General features: G+C 67.3%; 16 protein-coding genes and 1 pseudogene. 10 read left to right on the top strand and 7 right to left on the bottom strand.

Going from position 1 to position 17,716, the window contains the following annotated elements; all coding sequences use genetic code 11:
- A pseudogene (locus Q0263_RS06145) lies at nt 1-376 on the top strand (hypothetical protein); the annotation flags it as partial.
- Between the two features lie 117 nt (nt 377-493).
- Complete coding sequence (locus Q0263_RS06140) at nt 494-1,630, top strand: ABC transporter substrate-binding protein (RefSeq protein ID WP_298014393.1); 1,137 nt, start codon at nt 494-496, stop codon at nt 1,628-1,630.
- Between the two features lie 74 nt (nt 1,631-1,704).
- On the opposite strand, the gene Q0263_RS06135 is transcribed toward Q0263_RS06140, so the two are convergent.
- From Q0263_RS06135 to Q0263_RS06125, 3 genes are read right to left on the bottom strand one after another with little or no spacing between them, the layout of a single operon-like run.
- Nucleotides 1,705-2,541, bottom strand: a complete 837-nt coding sequence (locus Q0263_RS06135) for a DsbC family protein (protein WP_298014389.1) — start codon at nt 2,539-2,541, stop codon at nt 1,705-1,707.
- Nucleotides 2,542-2,582: 41 nt separating this feature from the next.
- The gene (locus tag Q0263_RS06130) at nt 2,583-3,767 is read right to left on the bottom strand and encodes an FAD-dependent monooxygenase (RefSeq protein ID WP_298014387.1); all 1,185 of its coding nucleotides are present in this window, start codon (nt 3,765-3,767) and stop codon (nt 2,583-2,585) included.
- Between the two features lie 10 nt (nt 3,768-3,777).
- Entirely contained in the window at nt 3,778-5,055 is a 1,278-nt protein-coding gene (locus Q0263_RS06125) for a murein transglycosylase A (RefSeq protein ID WP_298014385.1), read from the bottom strand.
- Between the two features lie 73 nt (nt 5,056-5,128).
- Between Q0263_RS06125 and rpe the strand changes: the two genes are divergently transcribed.
- The 3 genes from rpe (at nt 5,129) to trpE (ending at nt 8,317) form a co-directional block, all read left to right on the top strand.
- Nucleotides 5,129-5,863 carry a ribulose-phosphate 3-epimerase gene (rpe, locus tag Q0263_RS06120; protein ID WP_298014384.1) on the top strand — a complete coding sequence of 245 codons (735 nt, stop codon included), beginning with the start codon at nt 5,129-5,131 and terminating at the stop codon, nt 5,861-5,863.
- An 80-nt stretch (nt 5,864-5,943) separates the two neighbouring features.
- Nucleotides 5,944-6,624 carry a phosphoglycolate phosphatase gene (locus tag Q0263_RS06115; protein WP_298014391.1) on the top strand — a complete coding sequence of 227 codons (681 nt, stop codon included), beginning with the start codon at nt 5,944-5,946 and terminating at the stop codon, nt 6,622-6,624.
- A 172-nt stretch (nt 6,625-6,796) separates the two neighbouring features.
- A complete protein-coding gene (trpE, locus tag Q0263_RS06110) occupies nt 6,797-8,317 on the top strand; it encodes an anthranilate synthase component I (RefSeq protein WP_298014382.1) in 1,521 nt (506 codons plus the stop codon).
- 3 nt (nt 8,318-8,320) lie between these two features.
- Here trpE and lldD read toward each other — a convergent pair whose 3' ends face one another.
- From lldD to lldP, 3 genes are read right to left on the bottom strand one after another with little or no spacing between them, the layout of a single operon-like run.
- Entirely contained in the window at nt 8,321-9,454 is a 1,134-nt protein-coding gene (gene lldD, locus Q0263_RS06105; RefSeq protein WP_298014380.1) for an FMN-dependent L-lactate dehydrogenase LldD, read from the bottom strand.
- A 19-nt stretch (nt 9,455-9,473) separates the two neighbouring features.
- Nucleotides 9,474-10,229 (bottom strand): transcriptional regulator LldR, encoded by a 756-nt coding sequence (gene lldR / locus Q0263_RS06100; RefSeq protein WP_298014378.1) that lies wholly within the window; start codon nt 10,227-10,229, stop codon nt 9,474-9,476.
- Nucleotides 10,230-10,239: 10 nt separating this feature from the next.
- Nucleotides 10,240-11,925: an L-lactate permease gene (gene lldP, locus Q0263_RS06095; RefSeq protein ID WP_298014376.1), complete on the bottom strand. Its 1,686-nt coding sequence runs from the start codon at nt 11,923-11,925 to the stop codon at nt 10,240-10,242.
- A 510-nt stretch (nt 11,926-12,435) separates the two neighbouring features.
- On the opposite strand from lldP, the gene Q0263_RS06090 reads away from it, so the two are divergent.
- From Q0263_RS06090 to Q0263_RS06070, 5 genes are all read left to right on the top strand, one after another.
- Entirely contained in the window at nt 12,436-13,002 is a 567-nt protein-coding gene (locus Q0263_RS06090) for an aminodeoxychorismate/anthranilate synthase component II (protein ID WP_298014372.1), read from the top strand.
- A gap of 28 nt (nt 13,003-13,030) precedes the next feature.
- Nucleotides 13,031-14,065 carry an anthranilate phosphoribosyltransferase gene (gene trpD / locus Q0263_RS06085; RefSeq protein WP_298014369.1) on the top strand — a complete coding sequence of 345 codons (1,035 nt, stop codon included), beginning with the start codon at nt 13,031-13,033 and terminating at the stop codon, nt 14,063-14,065.
- Complete coding sequence (gene trpC / locus Q0263_RS06080; protein ID WP_298014366.1) at nt 14,062-14,859, top strand: indole-3-glycerol phosphate synthase TrpC; 798 nt, start codon at nt 14,062-14,064, stop codon at nt 14,857-14,859. The genes trpD and trpC overlap by 4 nt, the downstream gene beginning before the upstream one ends.
- A 90-nt stretch (nt 14,860-14,949) precedes the next feature.
- On the top strand, nt 14,950-15,414 hold the full coding sequence (locus Q0263_RS06075) for an HIT family protein (protein WP_298014363.1): 465 nt from the start codon (nt 14,950-14,952) through the stop codon (nt 15,412-15,414).
- Between the two features lie 88 nt (nt 15,415-15,502).
- Nucleotides 15,503-16,891: an amino acid permease gene (locus Q0263_RS06070; protein ID WP_298014360.1), complete on the top strand. Its 1,389-nt coding sequence runs from the start codon at nt 15,503-15,505 to the stop codon at nt 16,889-16,891.
- Here Q0263_RS06070 and Q0263_RS06065 read toward each other — a convergent pair.
- The gene (locus Q0263_RS06065) at nt 16,879-17,667 is read right to left on the bottom strand and encodes a shikimate dehydrogenase (RefSeq protein ID WP_298014357.1); all 789 of its coding nucleotides are present in this window, start codon (nt 17,665-17,667) and stop codon (nt 16,879-16,881) included. The genes Q0263_RS06070 and Q0263_RS06065 overlap by 13 nt on opposite strands.
- Between the last annotated feature and the right edge of the window lie 49 nt (nt 17,668-17,716).

The raw sequence follows: 17,716 nt of genomic DNA, 5'->3' as shown, positions 1-17,716 counted from the left end.
CCGGCAGAACGCCAGCCTGGTCGAAGAATCCGCCGCCGCGGCCACCAGCCTGCAGACCCAGGCCGATCACCTCGCCCAACTGGTGGCCACCTTCAACCTGGGCGCCCAGGCCGATGCCGCCGCCGAACAGCACGCGCATGCCGCCAGCCACTCCGCCGGCGCGCGCCAGCAAGCCGGCGGCACGGCAAAGGCCCAGCCGTCCGCGGCGCCCCGCCTGCCCTCCGCTCCCGAAAAGGTCGTCAGCCCGGCCCCGCAACGGCCCCGCCGCGAGCCCAAGGCGGACGCGCCCGCCCCCGCCGCCGGCCGCCCGGCGCTGCGCGCGCCCGGCAAGCCGGCGCCCGCCACGGCCGACACGGAAGAATGGACGGAGTTCTGAAACCCCGGGCCCCATTCCCCGGGACGGGGCTTTTCAATACAATCAGCGCATGATGCGCAACCGGCCCGCCTCGTGCGGGCCGTTTCATTCCAAGGAGACAAGCTCGTGCGTACCGGTATATTGCTGGCCACCCTGACCACCGCGCTGTTCGCTTTGCCGCAGCCCGGCCTGGCTCAGGTCAAGATCGGCGTCGTCACATCGGCCACCGGCCCCACCGCGCTGGTCGGCATTCCGCAAAAGAACACCGTGCCCCTGCTGCCCACGCAGGCGGGCGGCCTGACCATCGACTACATCAGCCTGGACGACGCCAGCGATCCCACGCAAACCGTCACCGCCTTCAAGAAGCTGATTTCCGAAGACCACGTGGACGCCATCATCGGACCCACCGGCTCGCCCAACGCCATGAGCGTGCTGCAGTTCGCGGCGGAATCCGGCACGCCCATGCTGGCGCCGGTGGGGGCGGCATCCATCGTGCTGCCCATGACGGACCAGAAGAAATGGGCCTTCAAGACCACGCAGAACACGGACATCATCGCCCAGGCGCTGGTGCGCGACATGGTCAAGCGCGGCATCCATACGGTGGGGTTCATCGGCTTCTCTGACGCCTACGGAGAAGACTGGTACCAGGTCTTCAGCAAGCTGGCCAAGGAAAACGGCCTGAAGCTGACGGCGGCCGAACGCTACCAACGCACGGACAGTTCCGTCACGGGTCAGGCGCTGAAGCTGCTGGCCGCCAAGCCCGACGCCATTCTGGTGGCGGGGACGGGCGGCGCCGCGGCCCTGCCCCAGACCACGCTGGCGCAACAGGGATACAAGGGCCGGTTCTACCAGACCCACGGCGCGGCCCTGCCCGCTTTCCTGAAGCTGGGCGGCAAAGCCGCGGAAGGCACCATCCTGGCCGCCAGCCTGATGCTGGTGCTGCCGGAAATCGCGGACAGCAATCCCTCCAAGGCCATCGCCCAGGACTATATCCAGCGCTACCAGGCCCGCTACGGCGAACGCCCGGCGACCTTCGGCGCCAATGTGTACGACGCCGGCCTGCTGCTGCAGCACGCCATCCCCGCCGCCGCAAAAACCGCGAAGCCGGGCACCCCCGCCTTTCGCAAGGCCCTGCGCGACGCGCTGGAACAGACGCGTGAACTGGTCGCCACCCAGGGGGTCTACAACATGAGCCCCGCCGACCACAGCGGTTTCGACGAACGCGGCCGCGAACTGATCACCGTGAAAGACGGCGCCTGGACGCTGGTGCACTGAGGGATCAACAGGCTTGCAAGCCGCTCCGATTCGCCAGGCACGTGTCAGTCCGCAGGGACTGACACGTGCCTGGCTCATCCCTTCTGCTCGTCCAGTTTTTTCTTCAGGGCGTCCAGGGGCAGCGCGCCGTTGACCCGGCTGCCGTCGGCGAAGAACAGGGCGGGCGTCCCCTGGATGTTCAGCTTGCGGCCCAGCGCCAGGTTTTCCTGGATGGGCGTCGGGCAGTCCGCCGTGGCGGGCTGCTCGCCATTCAGCATCCAGGCCTTCCAGGCCTTGGCCGGGTCGGGGGCGCACCAGATGTCCCGGGACCTGGTCGCCGAATCGGGGGTCAGGATCGGGAACAGGAAGGTATAGACCGTGACGTTGTCCACATCTTCCAGGGTGCGGTGCAGCTGCTTGCAGTAGCCGCAGTTCGGGTCCTCGAAGACGGCGACCTTGCGCGCGCCCGTGCCCTTGACCTGCCGGATGGCGCGGTCCAGCGGCAGGCTGTCGAACGCCACCTGCTGCAGGACTTCCAGCCGCTCCGCCGTCAGATCCCGGCGGGCCTTGGCGTCGATCAGCGATCCCTGCAGCACGTAGTCCACCTGGGCGTCGGTGTACAGCAGGTCCATTCCCACCTGCACTTCGTAGATTCCCCCCATCGGGGTCACCCGCACGGCATCCACCCGGATGCCCGGGAAACGCTGCTCGAACGCCCGGGTGATGGCCTGGGCCTGCTCCGGCGCGGGGGCCGTCGCCGTCACCTTGGCGTCCGAGGGCGTGGACATGCCCCCTGTCGCCGTCACCACCCCATCGTTGGACGCCGCGGCCGAATGATCGGCCTGGGTGCTCAGCACCTGATCCGCGGGTTGGGCCTGCGCGGCCAGGCTGGCGCACAGCAGCAGCCCGGCCAGACTTGAAAAACGCTTCATGAAAAAACCTCTCGATACCGGATGGGCCGATCCGACGGGGCTCAATCCCCGGCGGCCGCCCGAATCAACTGACGCTTCAGGAAAGGCAGGCGATCCGCCACCTGCATGCCCTGATTCCGCGCCCAGGCCAGCGGCGCGCACTGCGTGCCGAACAGGCGGTGCAGGCCGTGCGTCACGGCCCCCATCGCCCACACCGGCTCGGCCCGCTGGCGGCGGTAGCGGGCCAGCACCCGCGGATCTCCGGGCGAACGGTAGGATTCCCGGGCCTGCAGCACTTGCATCATAGCCTGCACGTCGCCCAGCCCCAGGTTCAGTCCCTGGCCCGCCAGCGGGTGCACGCGATGGGCCGCATCGCCCACCAGCGCCACGCCGGGCGCCACCATGGCGGTCCGCTCCAGGGTCAGGGGGAAGCCCTGCGGCTGCGTGCGCAGCCGCAGGCGACCCAGGCGCCCGCCGGTGATGGACTGCCCATGGGAGGCCAGATACGCCTGCTGCGCCTGGGCGTCCAGGGCCATCCAGTCGCGGGCGGCGCCTTCGGGCATGGACCAGACCAGCGAGGCCTGCGGCCCGTCGGCCGTGTCCGGCATCGGCAGCAGCGCGAAGACGCTGTCCCCGGTGAACCACTGATAGGCCCGGTTCTGGTGCGGACGCTCGATGTCCAGGTGGGCCACCACGCCCATGTCGCCGTAGGGCGTGTAGTCGTGGTGGATGCGGGCGGCCTGGCGCACCGGCGACCGCGCGCCGTCGGCGCCGATCAGCAGGTCGGGCTGCCACTGCCGCCCCTGGGCGGTGGTCACGGTGATCCCGGCCGACTGGGTGATCAGGCCGGCGAACTGGTCTTCGTGCCAGGCGATGCCCATGACCTGCACCGCCTGCTGCAGGGCCCGTTCGATCTCGCCGGACTCGACGATCCAGGCCAGGGCGTCCCGGGCGTCCTGCCAGGCCGACAGATCCAGGCAGCCGCTCGCATCGCCATGGATTTCCATGGCCTCGACCGGCGTGACGCGGCGGGCATCGATCAGCCGCCAGGCCCCCAGGCGATCCAGCAGCGCGCGGCTGGCGTCGGAGATCGCGTACACCCGCGGATGATAGTCGTCAGCCGCCCGCACGGCCGGCACGTGGCGCGGCCCCAGCAGCCCGACCGACAGTCCGGCCCGCGACAGCCCCAGGGCGCACGCCAGGCCGGCGATGCCGGTGCCGCACACAAGAATGGATGGTGGTGTCATGATGTTTTCGTCAGCGGGCGCTGGGCGCCCCGGCATGGGCGGGCCACAGCAGCCATTGCCGACCCGGCTGCTTCATCCGCCCGGCCGCGGCGCCGGCCTGATCGCCCGTCCCCCAATAGAAATCCGCACGCGCCGCGCCCCGGATGGCCGCCCCCGTATCCTGGGCGAAGACCAGGCGCTGCAGCGGGCCCGCCCCGCCCGGCTGGCGGGTGTCCAGCCAGACCGGCGTGCCCAGCGGCACGAAATCGGTATCGACGGCGATCGAACGCTGCGCCATCAGCGGCACCCCGTAAGCGCCCCGGGGGCCGAGTTCCGGGTCGTCGATGGCTTCCTCGCGGAAAAACACCATGGCCGGGTTGACGTTGAGCATCTGCTGCACGCGATCCGGATGATTGCGGGCCCATTGCTTGATATTTTGCATCGAAGTCTGCGCCAGCGGCATTTCCCCCTGCTGCGCGAGCCATTGGCCGATCGACACGTAGGGACGGCCGTTATGGTCGGCATACGCCAGGCGGACCACGGAGCCATCCGGCAGCACGGCGCGCCCGGACCCCTGGACCTGCAGGAAGAAGGCCTCGACCGGGTCGCTGGCCCAGACGATGACGGGCGGCTGGCGGGCCGGGTCGGCGGCGATCTGCGCCCGCGTGTCGTAAGGCACGACGCGCCGGCCGTCCAGCTTGCCGCGCACCCGCTTGCCGGCCAGCTCGGGGTAGATGGCGCCCAGATCGACGATCAGCAGGTCGGAGGGCGTGGCATACAGCGGCCACCGGTAGGCGCCCGCGCGGCTGCGGGAAGCGTGAATCAAGGGTTCGTAATAGCCGGTCGTGGTGCCGCTGGCCGGCTGCCCCGACGCCTGATCCAGCCGCCAGGGGCGCAGATGGGTCTGCAGGAAGCTGCGCACCGGCGCGCCCGACGCCTGCGGCCCCAGCCCCGCCTGCACGGCGGCCTGGCACACCGGCTGCCAGGCGCGGGGAGCGGCCCGGGCCGGCGCGGCCAGAGACCCCGGCACGGGGCGCATCAGGCCCCGGCAATCATTGAGCAGGCCTTTCCAGACGTGGGACAGGTCGTCTTCGGCCCAGCCCGGCAGTTGTTGCCAGGCGGCCGGCGCATAGCGGCCCTTCAGGGTGCGCGCCGGGGTTTCCGGCAATGCGGACAGGGGCGGCACCACCAGCGGCTGCGTCACGGCGGGTTCGGTGGACGGCTCGCCCGCCGGGCCTTCTTCCAGGGGGACCGAGGAACAGGCGCTTAACAAGGCCAGCACGGCCGCGGACCACAGAAGCTTTTTCATGCCAAAACGGGGTGCACTAAAATAGGCGGGATCATCAAACCGTCATCATGACACATCCGGACCCTGTTTCGCCATGACCGTCCTGCCTCCCGCCCGCATCGCCCCCAGTTTGCTGTCCGCAGATTTCGCCCGGCTGGGCGAGGAAGTCGCCGCGGTGGTGGCCGCCGGGGCGGACTGGATCCACTTCGATGTCATGGACAATCATTTCGTCCCCAACCTGACCATGGGGCCCATGGTCTGCGCGGCCCTGCGGCCCCACACCCAGGCCCCCATCGACGTCCACCTGATGGTCGAACCCGTGGACGCTCTGGTGCCCGCCTTCGCCAAGGCGGGGGCCAACATCATCAGCTTCCACCCGGAAGCCTCGCGCCACGTGGATCGCACGCTGGCCCTCATCCGCGACCATGGCTGCCAGGCCGGTCTGGTCTTCAATCCGGCCACCCCGCTGGACTGGATGGACCACGTCATGGACCGCCTGGACCTGGTGCTGCTGATGTCGGTCAACCCCGGTTTCGGCGGGCAGTCCTTCATCCCCCACACGCTGCAGAAGCTCCAGCAGGCGCGCGGCCGCATCGACCGCTGGCAGGCCCGGGGCGGCCAGGCCATCGCCCTGGAGATCGACGGTGGGGTCAAGCCCGACAACATTGCAGGCATCCGCGCCGCCGGGGCCGACGCCTTCGTGGCCGGCTCGGCGGTCTTCGGCCAGCCCGATTACCGCCGCGTCATCGCGGATCTGCGCCAAGGCATCGCCCAGGGAGACGCCCAGCGCAGCGCCGCAGCCGAGCCGGATGAAACAATCGTTTCCTGAACCCCTCGACAAGACACGCCTGAACGGGAAGTGCTACCATGAGCCCGTTTGACGCACCAACCTTATCGCTTCGCCGCACCATGCACTTCGCCGGAATATTGTTTGATCTGGATGGCACTCTGGTGCATACCATCCCCGACCTGGCGGATGCCGCCAACGCCATGCGCCAGGACATGGGCCTGACGCCGTTGCCGCAGTCCCTGATCGCCACCTTCGTCGGCAAAGGCGTCGAGCAACTGGTCATCCGCACGCTCAGCCACGACGGACAAGCGCCCAGCGTCGATCAGGTCATGCGCGGCCTGGCCCGCTACCAGGACCACTATCGCGCCTTCAACGGCCGCCACAGCCAGCTCTTCCCGGGCGTGGTGGCGGGGCTGGAAGCCTTCCGCAGCCAGGGCGCCCGGCTGGCCGTCGTCACCAACAAGGGTTCCGATTTCACGACGCCGCTGCTGCGGCACATGGGGCTGGACGGCTACTTCGACGCCATTGTCTGCGGCGACACCTGCGAACGCAAGAAACCCGATCCCCTGCCCCTGTTCCACGCCTGCGACCTGCTGGGCATCCAGCCCGCGCAGGCCCTGTTCATCGGCGATTCGATCAACGACGCGCTGGCGGCCCAGGCGGCCGGCATCCAGGTCCTGGCCCTGCCCTACGGCTACAACGAAGGCCAGCCTGTGCAGAGCCTGCCGGTGGATGCTATAGTGAGTTCCCTTGTCGAGGCAGCCCAGTGGGCCGCCGACCAAACTCCGCAATTCGCATGAACAGCTTCCGCTATTACCCGACCACCACCCGCGCCACCTGGCGCTGGTGGTGTTGGCGTTCCGGGTAATGGCATCCCGGCGTGCACGTTGACCCGTGCCGCCCCGCATCACAGCCCGGACCTTTGATTGGCCGGGCTTTTTTGTCTCGGCTGCCCTCATCCCACAGACCGCTATGACAGAAATCGAATTCAACGCACTGGCCGCCCAAGGCTACAACCGCATTCCCCTGATTGCGGAAACCTATGCCGACCTGGATACGCCGCTGGCCATCTACCTGAAACTGGCCCACGCCGGCCCGGAAGCGGGACGCAACAGCTGCCTGCTGGAATCCGTCGTGGGGGGCGAGCGCTTCGGGCGCTATTCCTTCATCGGCCTGCCCGCCAAGACCCTGATCCGCGCCACCGGCACCACCACGGAAGTCGTACGCCAGGGCCAGGTGGTGGAAACCCACGAAGGCGACCCCCTGGCCTTCATCGAGTCCTTCCAGAAACGGTTCCGCGTCGCCCTGCGGCCCGGCATGCCGCGTTTCGCGGGCGGCCTGGCCGGCTACTTCGGCTACGACACCGTGCGCCACATCGAGCCGCGCCTGGGGCCCTGCGTGAAGCCCCGGCCGGCCGGCCAGCAGCCCGGCACCCCCGACATCATGCTGATGCAGGTCGACGAGCTCGTCATCGTCGACAACCTGGCCGGGCGCACCTACCTGATCGTCTACGCCGACCCGCAGCAGCCCGAGGCCTACGCCCTGGCCCGGCGGCGCCTGAAGGCCCTGCGCGAAAAGCTGCGCACCCCGGTCGTCATCCCCTATGCCTACGCCAGCATGCAGACGCCCACCGAGCGCGACTTCAAGAAGGAAGACTACATCGCCGCCGTGCTGAAGGCCAAGGAATACATCGCCGCCGGCGACCTGATGCAGGTGCAGGTCGGCCAGGTGATCGCCAAGCCCTTCCGCGACTCTCCCCTGTCGCTGTACCGGGCGCTGCGGTCCCTGAACCCCTCGCCCTATATGTACTACTGGAACTTCGACACATTCCACGTCGTGGGCGCCTCGCCCGAGATCCTGGTGCGCCAGGACCGCGAAGTCGAAGGCGGCGAAAGCCGGGAAATGGTCACCATCCGCCCCCTGGCGGGCACCCGCAAGCGCGGCGCCACCCAGGAAGAAGACCTGCGCCTGGAACAGGAGCTGCTGGCGGACCCGAAGGAGCGTGCCGAACACGTGATGCTGATCGACCTGGCGCGCAACGACATCGGCCGCGTCGCCAAGACCGGTTCGGTGGAAGTCACCGACACCATGACGATCGAGCGCTATTCCCACGTCATGCACCTGGTGTCCAACGTGCGCGGCGAACTGAACGACGGCATGAGCAACATCGACGTGCTGCGGGCCGCCTTCCCGGCCGGCACTCTGACGGGCGCGCCGAAAGTCCGCGCCATGGAAATCATCGACGAACTCGAACCCGTGCGCCGGGGCATCTACGGCGGCGCGGCCGGGTACCTGAGCTACGGCGGCGAAATGGATCTGGCCATCGCCATCCGCACCGGCGTCATCCGCGACGGCATGCTGTACGTGCAGGCCGCCGCCGGCATCGTGGCCGATTCGGACCCCGAAAAGGAATGGCAGGAAACCGAGGCCAAGGCCCGGGCGCTGCTGCGCGCCGCCGAACAGGTGCAGTTCGGGCTGGACGAGCCTATTTGAGGATCAGCGCACCAGTGAATCGCGGGTGATGTCCGCGATGGTGCGCGCGCCGGTCAGGGTCATGGCGACCCGCATTTCCTTTTCGATCAGGGACAGCAGATTGGCCACCCCCGCCTGGCCGCCGACGGCCAGGGCGTACAGCCAGGCGCGGCCCAGCAGGACGGTATCCGCCCCCAGGGCCAGCATGCGCACCACGTCCAGCCCGGTGCGCACGCCCGAATCGGCCAGCAGCGTGATCTGCCCCTTGACCGCGTCGGCGATCGCCGGCAGGGCGCGGGCCGTGGACAGCACGCCGTCCAGCTGGCGGCCGCCGTGGTTGGACACGACGATGCCGTCGGCGCCGAAGCGCACCGCTTCGCGGGCGTCCTCCGGATCCAGAATGCCCTTGATCACCATCGGCCCCTTCCAGAAATCGCGGATCCACTGCAGATCCTTCCAGGAAATCGACGGATCGAAATTGTTCCCCAGCCAGCCGATGTAGTCTTCCAGGCCGGTGGGTTTGCCCAGGTACCTGGACACATTGCCCAGGTCGTGCGGCCGCCCCCACAGGCCCACGTCCCAGGCCCAGCGCGGATGCAGGACGGCCTGCGCGTAACGGCGCCAGGCGGCGCAGGGGCCGCTCATGCCGGCATGGGCGTCGCGATAGCGCGCGCCCGGCACCGGCATGTCCACCGTGAACACCAGGGTGGAAACTCCGGCGGCCTGGGCGCGTTCCAGCACGCTTTTCATGAAGCCGCGATCCTTCAGCACATACAGCTGGAACCACATCGGCCGGCTGATGGCGGGCGCGACTTCTTCGATCGGACAGACCGACACCGTGGACATGGTGTACGGGATGCCATGCGCATCCGCAGCCCGCGCCACCTGGACCTCGCCCCGGCGGGCATACATGCCGGTCAGCCCCACCGGCGCCAGCGCCACCGGCATGGACAGCGTCTCGCCGAACAGGCGGGTCGTCAAGTCGAGCTGCGACATGTCGTTCAGCACCCGCTGGCGCAGGGCCACCCCGGACAGGTCGCTGACATTGTGCCGCAGCGTGTATTCGGCATAGGCGCCGCCGTCGGCGTAATGGAACAGGAAGGGCGGCAGGCGGCGCTGGGCGGCGGCCCGGTAATCGGTGGAGGCGGAAATGATCATGGTCGTTTGAATGGAATCATCAGGAAAACTGCGACAAACGCGAGGAACGCGCCCGGCGGGCCTCGTCCTCGTCCAGGGCGCGCACGGCCGCATGCACGAATTCAAGGTGTTGCCAGACCGCTGTCCGCGCGGCTTCGGCATCGCCGCGCAAAATGGCGTCCATCACGGCCTGGTGCTGCCGGGCAAGCTGCGCGTGCGTATGCCGCACCGTGTACATGCGCTGGCGGTTCTCGGTCACGGTCGCCCGCAGCAGTTCGAACAGGCCGCGCATCATCTGCAGCAGCACGGCATTATGGGACGCCTCGGCGATGGCCAGGTGAAACCGGGCATCGGCCTGGGCCGCCAGGTCCGGGTCGTCGCCATCCTGGAGCCGCCGCAGATCGTCGAAGCACGCCTGGATCCTGGCCCGGTCTTCCGGCGTCGCCCGCAAGGCGGCATGCCAGGCGGTGCCGCCTTCCAGCGCGTGGCGGGCTTCCAGCACGTCATAGCGGTATTCGGGATCGTCGGACACCAGATCGCCCAGCGTGCGCACCAGATGCTGATGCGGCCAGGCGGCGCCCCCGGCCGCCGGCGCCTGCACATAGGTGCCCCCGCCCTGGCGGCTGCGCAGCAGGCCCTGGCTGGCCAGCTGATGGATGGCCTCGCGCACGGAAGGCCGCGAAGCGCCCAGTTCCAGCGCCAGCTGCCGTTCGGCCGGCAGGCGGTCGCCCGGCTGCAGGCCCCGGTCCGTGATCAGGGTCCGCAGCTGTTCGACGAGGCGATCCGAAAGGCGCATGGCGGTGTGTTTATACAGAAGGAATCATCCAGGGCAGGAGATAGGCCTGCACCGTGGTCATGAGTCCGACGATAGCAGCAAACAGCAAGCTGTACTTGACCGTGAAGCGCAGCAGGTCGGATTCCTTGCCCACCAGCCCCACGGCCGCGCAGGCGATCGCGATGGACTGCGGGGAAATCATCTTGCCCGTCACCCCGCCCGTGGAATTGGCCGCCACCAGCAGGACTTCCGGCACGCCGATCTGCTGGGCGGTGGTCGCCTGCAGGGCGGCGAACAAGGCGTTCGACGAGGTGTCCGACCCGGTCAGGAACACGCCCAGCCAGCCCAGCAGCGGCGAGAAGAACGTGAAGGCATGGCCGGAATAGGACAGCGCCAGGGCCAGCGTGACCGACAGGCCGGAATAGTTGGCGATGAAGGCGAAGGCCAGCACCATGCCGATCGTGTAGATGGGGATCGCCAGTTCCTTCAGGGTTTCGCCGAACACGCAGGCCGCGGCGGACAGCTTCATGCGAGCCGCCAGCACCGTGACCAGGGCCGCCAGCACGATGGCCGTCCCCGTGGCCGAGAACCAGTCGAACTTGTACACGGCGCCGTAAGTGGCGGCCTGCGCGACGATGGGCGGCATTTTCTGCACCAGGCCGTCCAGGCCCGGCACCGGAATGCTGGCGATCCAGCCCTGCAGCGGCCCGCCGGCGGCGAACAGATGCTTGAACGGCGGAATCGACCAGATCGTCACCATGACGGTCAGCACGATGAACGGCGACCAGGCGCGCAGCACTTCGCCCGTGGTGAACTTGCGCCCTGCGGGACGCGCCTGCGGCGCATCGGGCGACAGGTGTTCCGTGCCTTCCCCTTCCGCCGCGAAGCGGAAGATCGAGGCCGGCTGCCAGACCTTCAGGAAGGCGGACAAGGCCACCAGGGACACCAGGGCCGAGGTGATGTCGGGCAATTCCGGGCCGATGAAGTTCGACGTCAGGTACTGCGTGACGGCGAAGCTGCCGCCCGCCACGACCACGGCCGGCCAGGTTTCCTTCACGCCGCGCCAGCCGTCCATGATGGCCATGATGACGAACAGCACGATGATGGTCAGGAACGGCAGCTGGCGGCCCGCCATTTCGCCGATGGCGAACGCGGGAATGTTCGTGACCTGCCCGGCCACGATGATGGGAATCCCCAGGGCGCCGAACGCCACCGGAGCCGTATTCGCCACCAGGCACAGGCCGGCGGCGTACAGGGGGCGGAATCCCAGGCCGACCAGCAGGGCCGCCGTGATCGCCACGGGAGCGCCGAACCCGGCGGCGCCTTCCAGGAAGGACCCGAAGGCGAAGCCCACCAGCAGCATCTGCAGGCGCTGGTCGGCCGTCAGGGTCAGCACCGACTCCCGGATGGTGTCGAACTGCCCCGTCTTCACCGCGACCTTGTACAGGAACACGGCGCCGATGATGATCCACGCGATGGGCCACAGGCCGTAGAAGAAGCCGTACACGGCCGCGGCCAGCGCATGGCCGAAGGGCATGCCGTAGAAGAACAGCGCCACCGCCAGCGCGGCCAGCACGGTCAGCGTGCCCGCCAGCCAGCCCTTCAGGCGCAGCACGGTCAGGGACAGGAAGAACAGCAGGATGGGAAGGCAGGCGATCAGGGCCGAGAGCCAGATATGGCCGGCGGGATCGTAGTTTTGTTGCCAGATTGCAGACATCTTGGTGAGGTCTCTCAGACGGGGGAGCAGCAGTCGGCGGTCTCTCTACAGCACTGATATTGGCCTGACCACTTAGGATCATGGGATATTGCAGGCAGAATTATAGGGATTCGCCATTTTTCCGGTCAACAGTCCAGATTACCCTCTCAATAAGCGGAATGCAGTCTGCTCAGGATGATATCCATCGTATTTTCAAGGACTTATTGATTTCGAAAGGTCTAACCACTTCTCGATAGAATAAGGGTAAACGATAGGTACCAATACACTGTAAATCAATTTTGGTATTACCAATTCATCGGCGTTTTCCCTGCTCGACAGCACGCCCGCCATCGCTGTAGAATCGCTGCATGACTTTTCACGCGACCTTGCACGCATCGACTTGGTGGCGCCTCTCCTAGAGGCGGCATCCTCATGCGTGTTTTTTCGCACTTTGCCGCCGTTCTGGCTGGCAAAGTTTCAATTCCCTTCTGTCTCCAGCGCGGCGGTTTCTGACCAAGGAAATGCTTGATCATGAAGCTCCTGATGCTCGACAACTACGATTCCTTCACCTACAACCTGGTGCAATACTTCGGCGAACTGGGCGTGCAGGTCGAAGTCGCGCGCAACGACCAGATCGACCTGGCCGGCGTGGAATCCCTGAACCCGGACCGCATCTGCGTCTCGCCCGGCCCCTGCACGCCGGCCGAAGCCGGCATCTCAATCGACCTGATCCGCCATTTCGCGGGGCGCGTCCCCATCCTGGGGGTATGCCTGGGCCACCAGGCCATCGGCGCCGCCTACGGCGGCAAGATCGTCCGCGCCCAGGAACTCATGCACGGCAAAGTGTCCCCGATCACGCACGCCGGCACGGACGTCTTCACCGGACTGCCCTCGCCCTTCGACGTCACGCGCTACCATTCCCTGGCCATCGAGCGCGCCTCGATGCCGGACTGCCTGACCGTCACGGCTGAAACCGCGGACGGGGAAATCATGGGGGTCGCGCACAAGACCCTGCCGGTCTACGGGGTGCAATTCCATCCGGAATCCATCCTCAGCGAACACGGCCACGCCCTGCTGCGCAATTTCCTGAATCTCTGAAGCCCGCCCATCGAAAGGAATCCCCGTCATGCCTCTGATCACCCCGAACGAAGCCCTGGTCCGCTGCATCGAGCACCGTGAAATCTTCCACGATGAAATGCTGGAACTCATGCGCATGCTGATGCGCGGCGAAATGTCGCCGCAGTTGGCCAGCGCCCTGCTGATGGGCCTGCGCGTCAAAAAAGAGACCGTGGGGGAAATCACCGCCGCAGCCCAGGTCATGCGTGAATTCGCCCTGGGTGTGACGACCCCCTATCCCCAGGACCTGCTGGACATGTGCGGCACAGGCGGCGATGGCTCGCACACCTTCAACATCTCCACCGCCGCCATGTTCGTGGCCGCCGCGGGCGGGGTCAAGATCGCCAAGCACGGCAACCGCAGCGCCTCGTCCTCGTCGGGCAGCGCGGACGTGCTGGAGGCCCTGGGCGTCTGCATCACGGCCAGCCCCGAACAGGTGGCCGAGTCGATCGACGCCACCGGCATCGGCTTCATGTTCGCCCCGGCCCACCACGGCGCCATGAAGAACGTCGCCGCTGTGCGCCGCGAACTGGGGGTGCGCACCATCTTCAACATCCTGGGGCCGCTGACCAATCCGGCGGGCGCCGAGAACCAGCTGATGGGCGTCTTCCACCCGGACCTGGTGGGCATCCAGGTGCGCGTGCTGCAACGCCTGGGGTCGCGCCACGTGCTGATCGTCCACGGCAAGGATGGCATGGACGAGGCCTCTCTGGGCGCCGCCACCCTGATCGGCGAACTGAAGAACGGCCAGGTGCGAGAATATGAAATCCACCCGGAGGATTTCGGCATGGCCATGGTGTCCAACCGCAGCATCAAGGTCGCCAACCGCGACGAATCCGCGCAACTGGTCCGCGCCGCCCTGGACAACACGGCCGGCACGGCCCGCGACATCGTCATCCTGAACGCCGGCCTGGCCCTGTACGCCGGCAACCAGGCGGATTCCATCCCGGACGGTATCGCCCGGGCGGCGGAACTCATTGCCTCGGGCGCGGCCCGCGACAAGCTGGAACAATTCAGTCAGTACACGCAAAGGTTTGCATCATGAGCGACATCCTCAAACAGATCCTGGACACGAAGCGCACCGAAGTCGCCACGGCCCGGCAGATGCGCAGCGAATCCGAGCTGCTGCGCGAAGCGCGCAGCCGCAAGGACATCCGCGGGTTCGCCCGCGCCATCGAAGACAAGATCGCCCAGGGCAAGCCCGCCGTCATCGCCGAAATCAAGAAAGCCTCGCCTTCGAAAGGCGTGATCCGCGCCGACTTCCACCCCAGCGACATCGCCACCAGCTATGCCTGCCACGGCGCGGCCTGCCTGTCGGTCCTGACCGACGTGCAGTATTTCCAGGGCGGCTACGACCATCTGCGCCAGGCGCGCGCCGCCTGCAGCCTGCCGGTCCTGCGCAAGGACTTCCTGATCGATCCCTACCAGGTCATCCACGCCCGCGCGCTGGGCGCCGACTGCGTGCTGCTGATCGCCGCCGCCCTGGAGCCCGCCCAGATGCGCGAACTGGAAGCCGTCGCCATCGACCTGGGCATGGACGTGCTGGTCGAGATCCACGACCGCAGCGAACTGGACGCCGCCCTGACGCTGCAGACGCCGCTGCTGGGCATCAACAACCGTAATCTGCGCACGTTCGAAACACGCCTGGAAACCACGCTGTCCATGCTGAAGGATCTGCCCGAGGGCAAGCGCGTCGTCACCGAAAGCGGCATCCTGCAGCCCGCCGACGCGGACCTCATGCGCGAACACGGCGTGCAGGCCTTCCTGGTGGGCGAAGCCTTCATGCGCGCCGAGGACCCGGGCGCCGCGCTGCACGCGCTGTTCTTCGACCGGGCCTGAACCGCCCGGATCGACATGCAGACCGGGCGCCGGAGATCCGCCGTTCGGGCCCGATCCACACGCACCCGCCGCCCCCACGCGCCTCGCACCATGACCTCATCCGCCCCCCTCCTTCACACATCCTGCCCGCTGTGCGGCCCGGCCCCCGCCGGCCTGATCTGGGAAGACGCGCAGCTGCGCGTGATCCTCGTGGACGACAGTCCCTTCCCGGGCTACATCCGCGTCATCTGGCGCGACCACGCCACCGAGATGACGGATCTTTCCCCAGAGGAGCGCGACCACCTGATGCGGGCGGTCTACCGGGTGGAGGCCCTGCAGCGCCGGATGCTGCAGCCCGACAAGATCAACCTGGCCAGCCTCGGCAACCAGGTGCCGCACCTGCACTGGCACCTGATCCCGCGCTGGCGTTCGGACCCCTGCTTCCCGGACGCCATCTGGGCTCCCGCCCGCCACGATCCGGCGCTGCAAGCCGCCTGGCAGCGGCGCGCTCAGGAACTCAGATCCCATACCCCGGCCCTGTGCGACGCCATCACGGCGGCGCTGGGCGATACCTGAACCCGGCGGCATCGCCGACCTCGACCCACGTTATCGAGGCTGCGGTCCTTCTTCTACACGCATCGCGTTCCCCTGACTCTCCGTTCTCATGTCCGCCTCCCCAACCGACGCTTCCCCCGCCACGCTGTCCAGATCCCTGAAGAACCGCCACATCCAGATGATCGCCCTGGGCGGCGCCATCGGCACCGGCCTGTTCTACGGCTCGGCCGCGTCCATCCAGCTGGTCGGCCCCGGCATCATCCTGTCCTACCTGATCGGCGGACTGGCGATCTACCTGATCATGCGCATGCAGGGCGAGATGTCCACCCAGGAACCGGTGTCCGGCGCCTTCAGCCACTTCGCCTACCGCTACTGGGGCGGTTTCGCCGGATTCCTGGCGGGCTGGAACTACTGGCTGCTCTACGTGCTGGTCAGCATGGCGGAACTGTCGGTGGTGGGGATCTACGTGAACTACTGGCTGCCCGACTTCCCCGCCTGGGCCAGCGCCCTGGTCGTGCTCGTCAGCATCACCGGCCTGAACCTGCTGAACGTGCGCCTGTACGGAGAAAGCGAATTCTGGCTGGCCTTCATCAAGATCGCCGCCATCGTCGGCATGATCGTCCTGGGGCTGTTGCTGATCTTCCTGGGTTCGGACCAGAAGGCCAGCGGCCTGAGCAACCTGTGGGCGCACGGAGGCTTCCTGCCCAACGGCATCCACGGCCTGCTGCTGTCCCTGGTGGTGGTGATGTTCTCCTTCGGCGGCACCGAACTGATCGGCATCACCGCTGGCGAGGCCGACGACCCGCGGCGCAGCATCCCCAAGGCCATCAACCAGGTGCTGTGGCGCATCCTGCTGTTCTACGTGGGCGCGCTGGCGGTGCTGGTCATCCTGTATCCCTGGAACCAGATCGGTTCCCAGGGCAGCCCTTTCGTGCTGATTTTCTCGAACCTGGGCATCCCCGCCGCGCCCGACATCCTGAACCTGGTGGTGCTGACCGCCGCGATATCGGTCTACAACAGCGGCATGTACAGCAACGGCCGCATGCTCTACAGCCTGGCGCAGCAGGGCAATGCGCCGCGCATCTTCCTGCGCCTGAGTCCGCGCCAGGTGCCCTGGGCCGGCATCCTTTTCTCTTCGGCCTGCACGCTGGTGATCGTGGTGATCAATTTCCTGGTGCCCGAAGGCGCCTTCATGCGGATCATGGCGGTGGCCACCGCCGCGGCCGCGACAACCTGGATGATGATCATCCTGGTGCACCTGCGCTTCCGGCGCGCGCACGACGCCTCCACGCTGCATTTCCTGTCCCCTGGTTTTCCTTGGGTCAACTACCTGTGCGCGGCGTTCCTGGTGGGGTTAGTGGGGCTGATGACGCAACTGGACGACACCCGGCCGGCGGTCTACGTGCTGCCTGTGTGGCTGCTGGCGCTATACGTCGGGTATCGCTTGCGCCGACAGCCATTGTCATCCCCTGGGGAGTGCTCCTCTCAGTCGGTATAAAAATCCAGCATGTACCGCGCCACGCAGGCGAACATTTCCAGCCCTGTGACCGTACGACACCCGGCGGTCCGCGCCGCCTTGATCAGCGGCGACACCGCCGGCGCCGTGATTACATCGCCCACTGCCATGCCTGCTGTCAGCGATTCCACCCGGACAGGCGAAGGATCGCTCGCGCGCATCCCCATGGGCGTAGCATTGACCACCAGATCAAGCCCGGCAGGATCGGAAGACGCCGCCGACACCGCCCCCAGATTCAGAGAGGCGAGGCGTCCGACCAGATGATCCAGGCGCCGAGCGTCCAGATCACAGATACCCAGAGACGCCACACCGGCATCCAGCAGCGCCTGCGCAATGGCCGAGCCCGCCCCGCCTGCCCCAACCAACAGCGCCCGCTTGCCGCGCAGATCGAACCCCGTATCGCGCAGGGCCTGCACAAACCCCAGGCCATCGACCTGATCTCCGAACCACTTCCCGTCGCTCATGCGCCGCGCAACATTGGCCGAACCAAGGAAGCGGGCCCTCTCACTCAGTTCATCACACTGCTCGGCGGCGCCAAATTTGTGCGGCACCGTCGCGATAATGCCATCGACGTTCCTCGTAGCCTTCGCGCCAGCGAAAAAATCCGCCAGCGACTCGCGGCTGACATGCGCAGGCACCACCACCGCGTCCAAGCCACGTTCGGCGAACCCGGTGGTCATCCCTGCAGGCGATTTCACCTGAGCGATAGGATCGCCCACTATGTAATAAAGCCGTGTCTTCCCGGATAAATTCAACATGCTCCTTCACCCTTTCTCAATCACTTCATGCCGCGCGGCCCCTGCCGCG

Source organism: uncultured Castellaniella sp. (genome assembly GCF_937988725.1).
Lineage (GTDB): Bacteria > Pseudomonadota > Gammaproteobacteria > Burkholderiales > Burkholderiaceae_B > Castellaniella.
This window is presented reverse-complemented; position numbering and strand designations above follow the sequence as displayed.

Bases quoted from the DNA above. Each gene is read 5' to 3' on its own strand.
- Q0263_RS06135 (WP_298014389.1), bottom strand. From the start codon at position 2,541: ATGAAGCGTTTTTCAAGTCTGGCCGGGCTGCTGCTGTGCGCCAGCCTG.
- Q0263_RS06130 (WP_298014387.1), bottom strand. From the start codon at position 3,767: ATGACACCACCATCCATTCTTGTGTGCGGCACCGGCATCGCCGGCCTG.
- Q0263_RS06125 (WP_298014385.1), bottom strand. From the start codon at position 5,055: ATGAAAAAGCTTCTGTGGTCCGCGGCCGTGCTGGCCTTGTTAAGCGCC.
- rpe (WP_298014384.1), top strand. From the start codon at position 5,129: ATGACCGTCCTGCCTCCCGCCCGCATCGCCCCCAGTTTGCTGTCCGCA.
- Q0263_RS06115 (WP_298014391.1), top strand. From the start codon at position 5,944: ATGCACTTCGCCGGAATATTGTTTGATCTGGATGGCACTCTGGTGCAT.
- trpE (WP_298014382.1), top strand. From the start codon at position 6,797: ATGACAGAAATCGAATTCAACGCACTGGCCGCCCAAGGCTACAACCGC.
- lldD (WP_298014380.1), bottom strand. From the start codon at position 9,454: ATGATCATTTCCGCCTCCACCGATTACCGGGCCGCCGCCCAGCGCCGC.
- lldR (WP_298014378.1), bottom strand. From the start codon at position 10,229: ATGCGCCTTTCGGATCGCCTCGTCGAACAGCTGCGGACCCTGATCACG.
- lldP (WP_298014376.1), bottom strand. From the start codon at position 11,925: ATGTCTGCAATCTGGCAACAAAACTACGATCCCGCCGGCCATATCTGG.
- Q0263_RS06090 (WP_298014372.1), top strand. From the start codon at position 12,436: ATGAAGCTCCTGATGCTCGACAACTACGATTCCTTCACCTACAACCTG.
- trpD (WP_298014369.1), top strand. From the start codon at position 13,031: ATGCCTCTGATCACCCCGAACGAAGCCCTGGTCCGCTGCATCGAGCAC.
- trpC (WP_298014366.1), top strand. From the start codon at position 14,062: ATGAGCGACATCCTCAAACAGATCCTGGACACGAAGCGCACCGAAGTC.
- Q0263_RS06075 (WP_298014363.1), top strand. From the start codon at position 14,950: ATGACCTCATCCGCCCCCCTCCTTCACACATCCTGCCCGCTGTGCGGC.
- Q0263_RS06070 (WP_298014360.1), top strand. From the start codon at position 15,503: ATGTCCGCCTCCCCAACCGACGCTTCCCCCGCCACGCTGTCCAGATCC.
- Q0263_RS06065 (WP_298014357.1), bottom strand. From the start codon at position 17,667: ATGTTGAATTTATCCGGGAAGACACGGCTTTATTACATAGTGGGCGAT.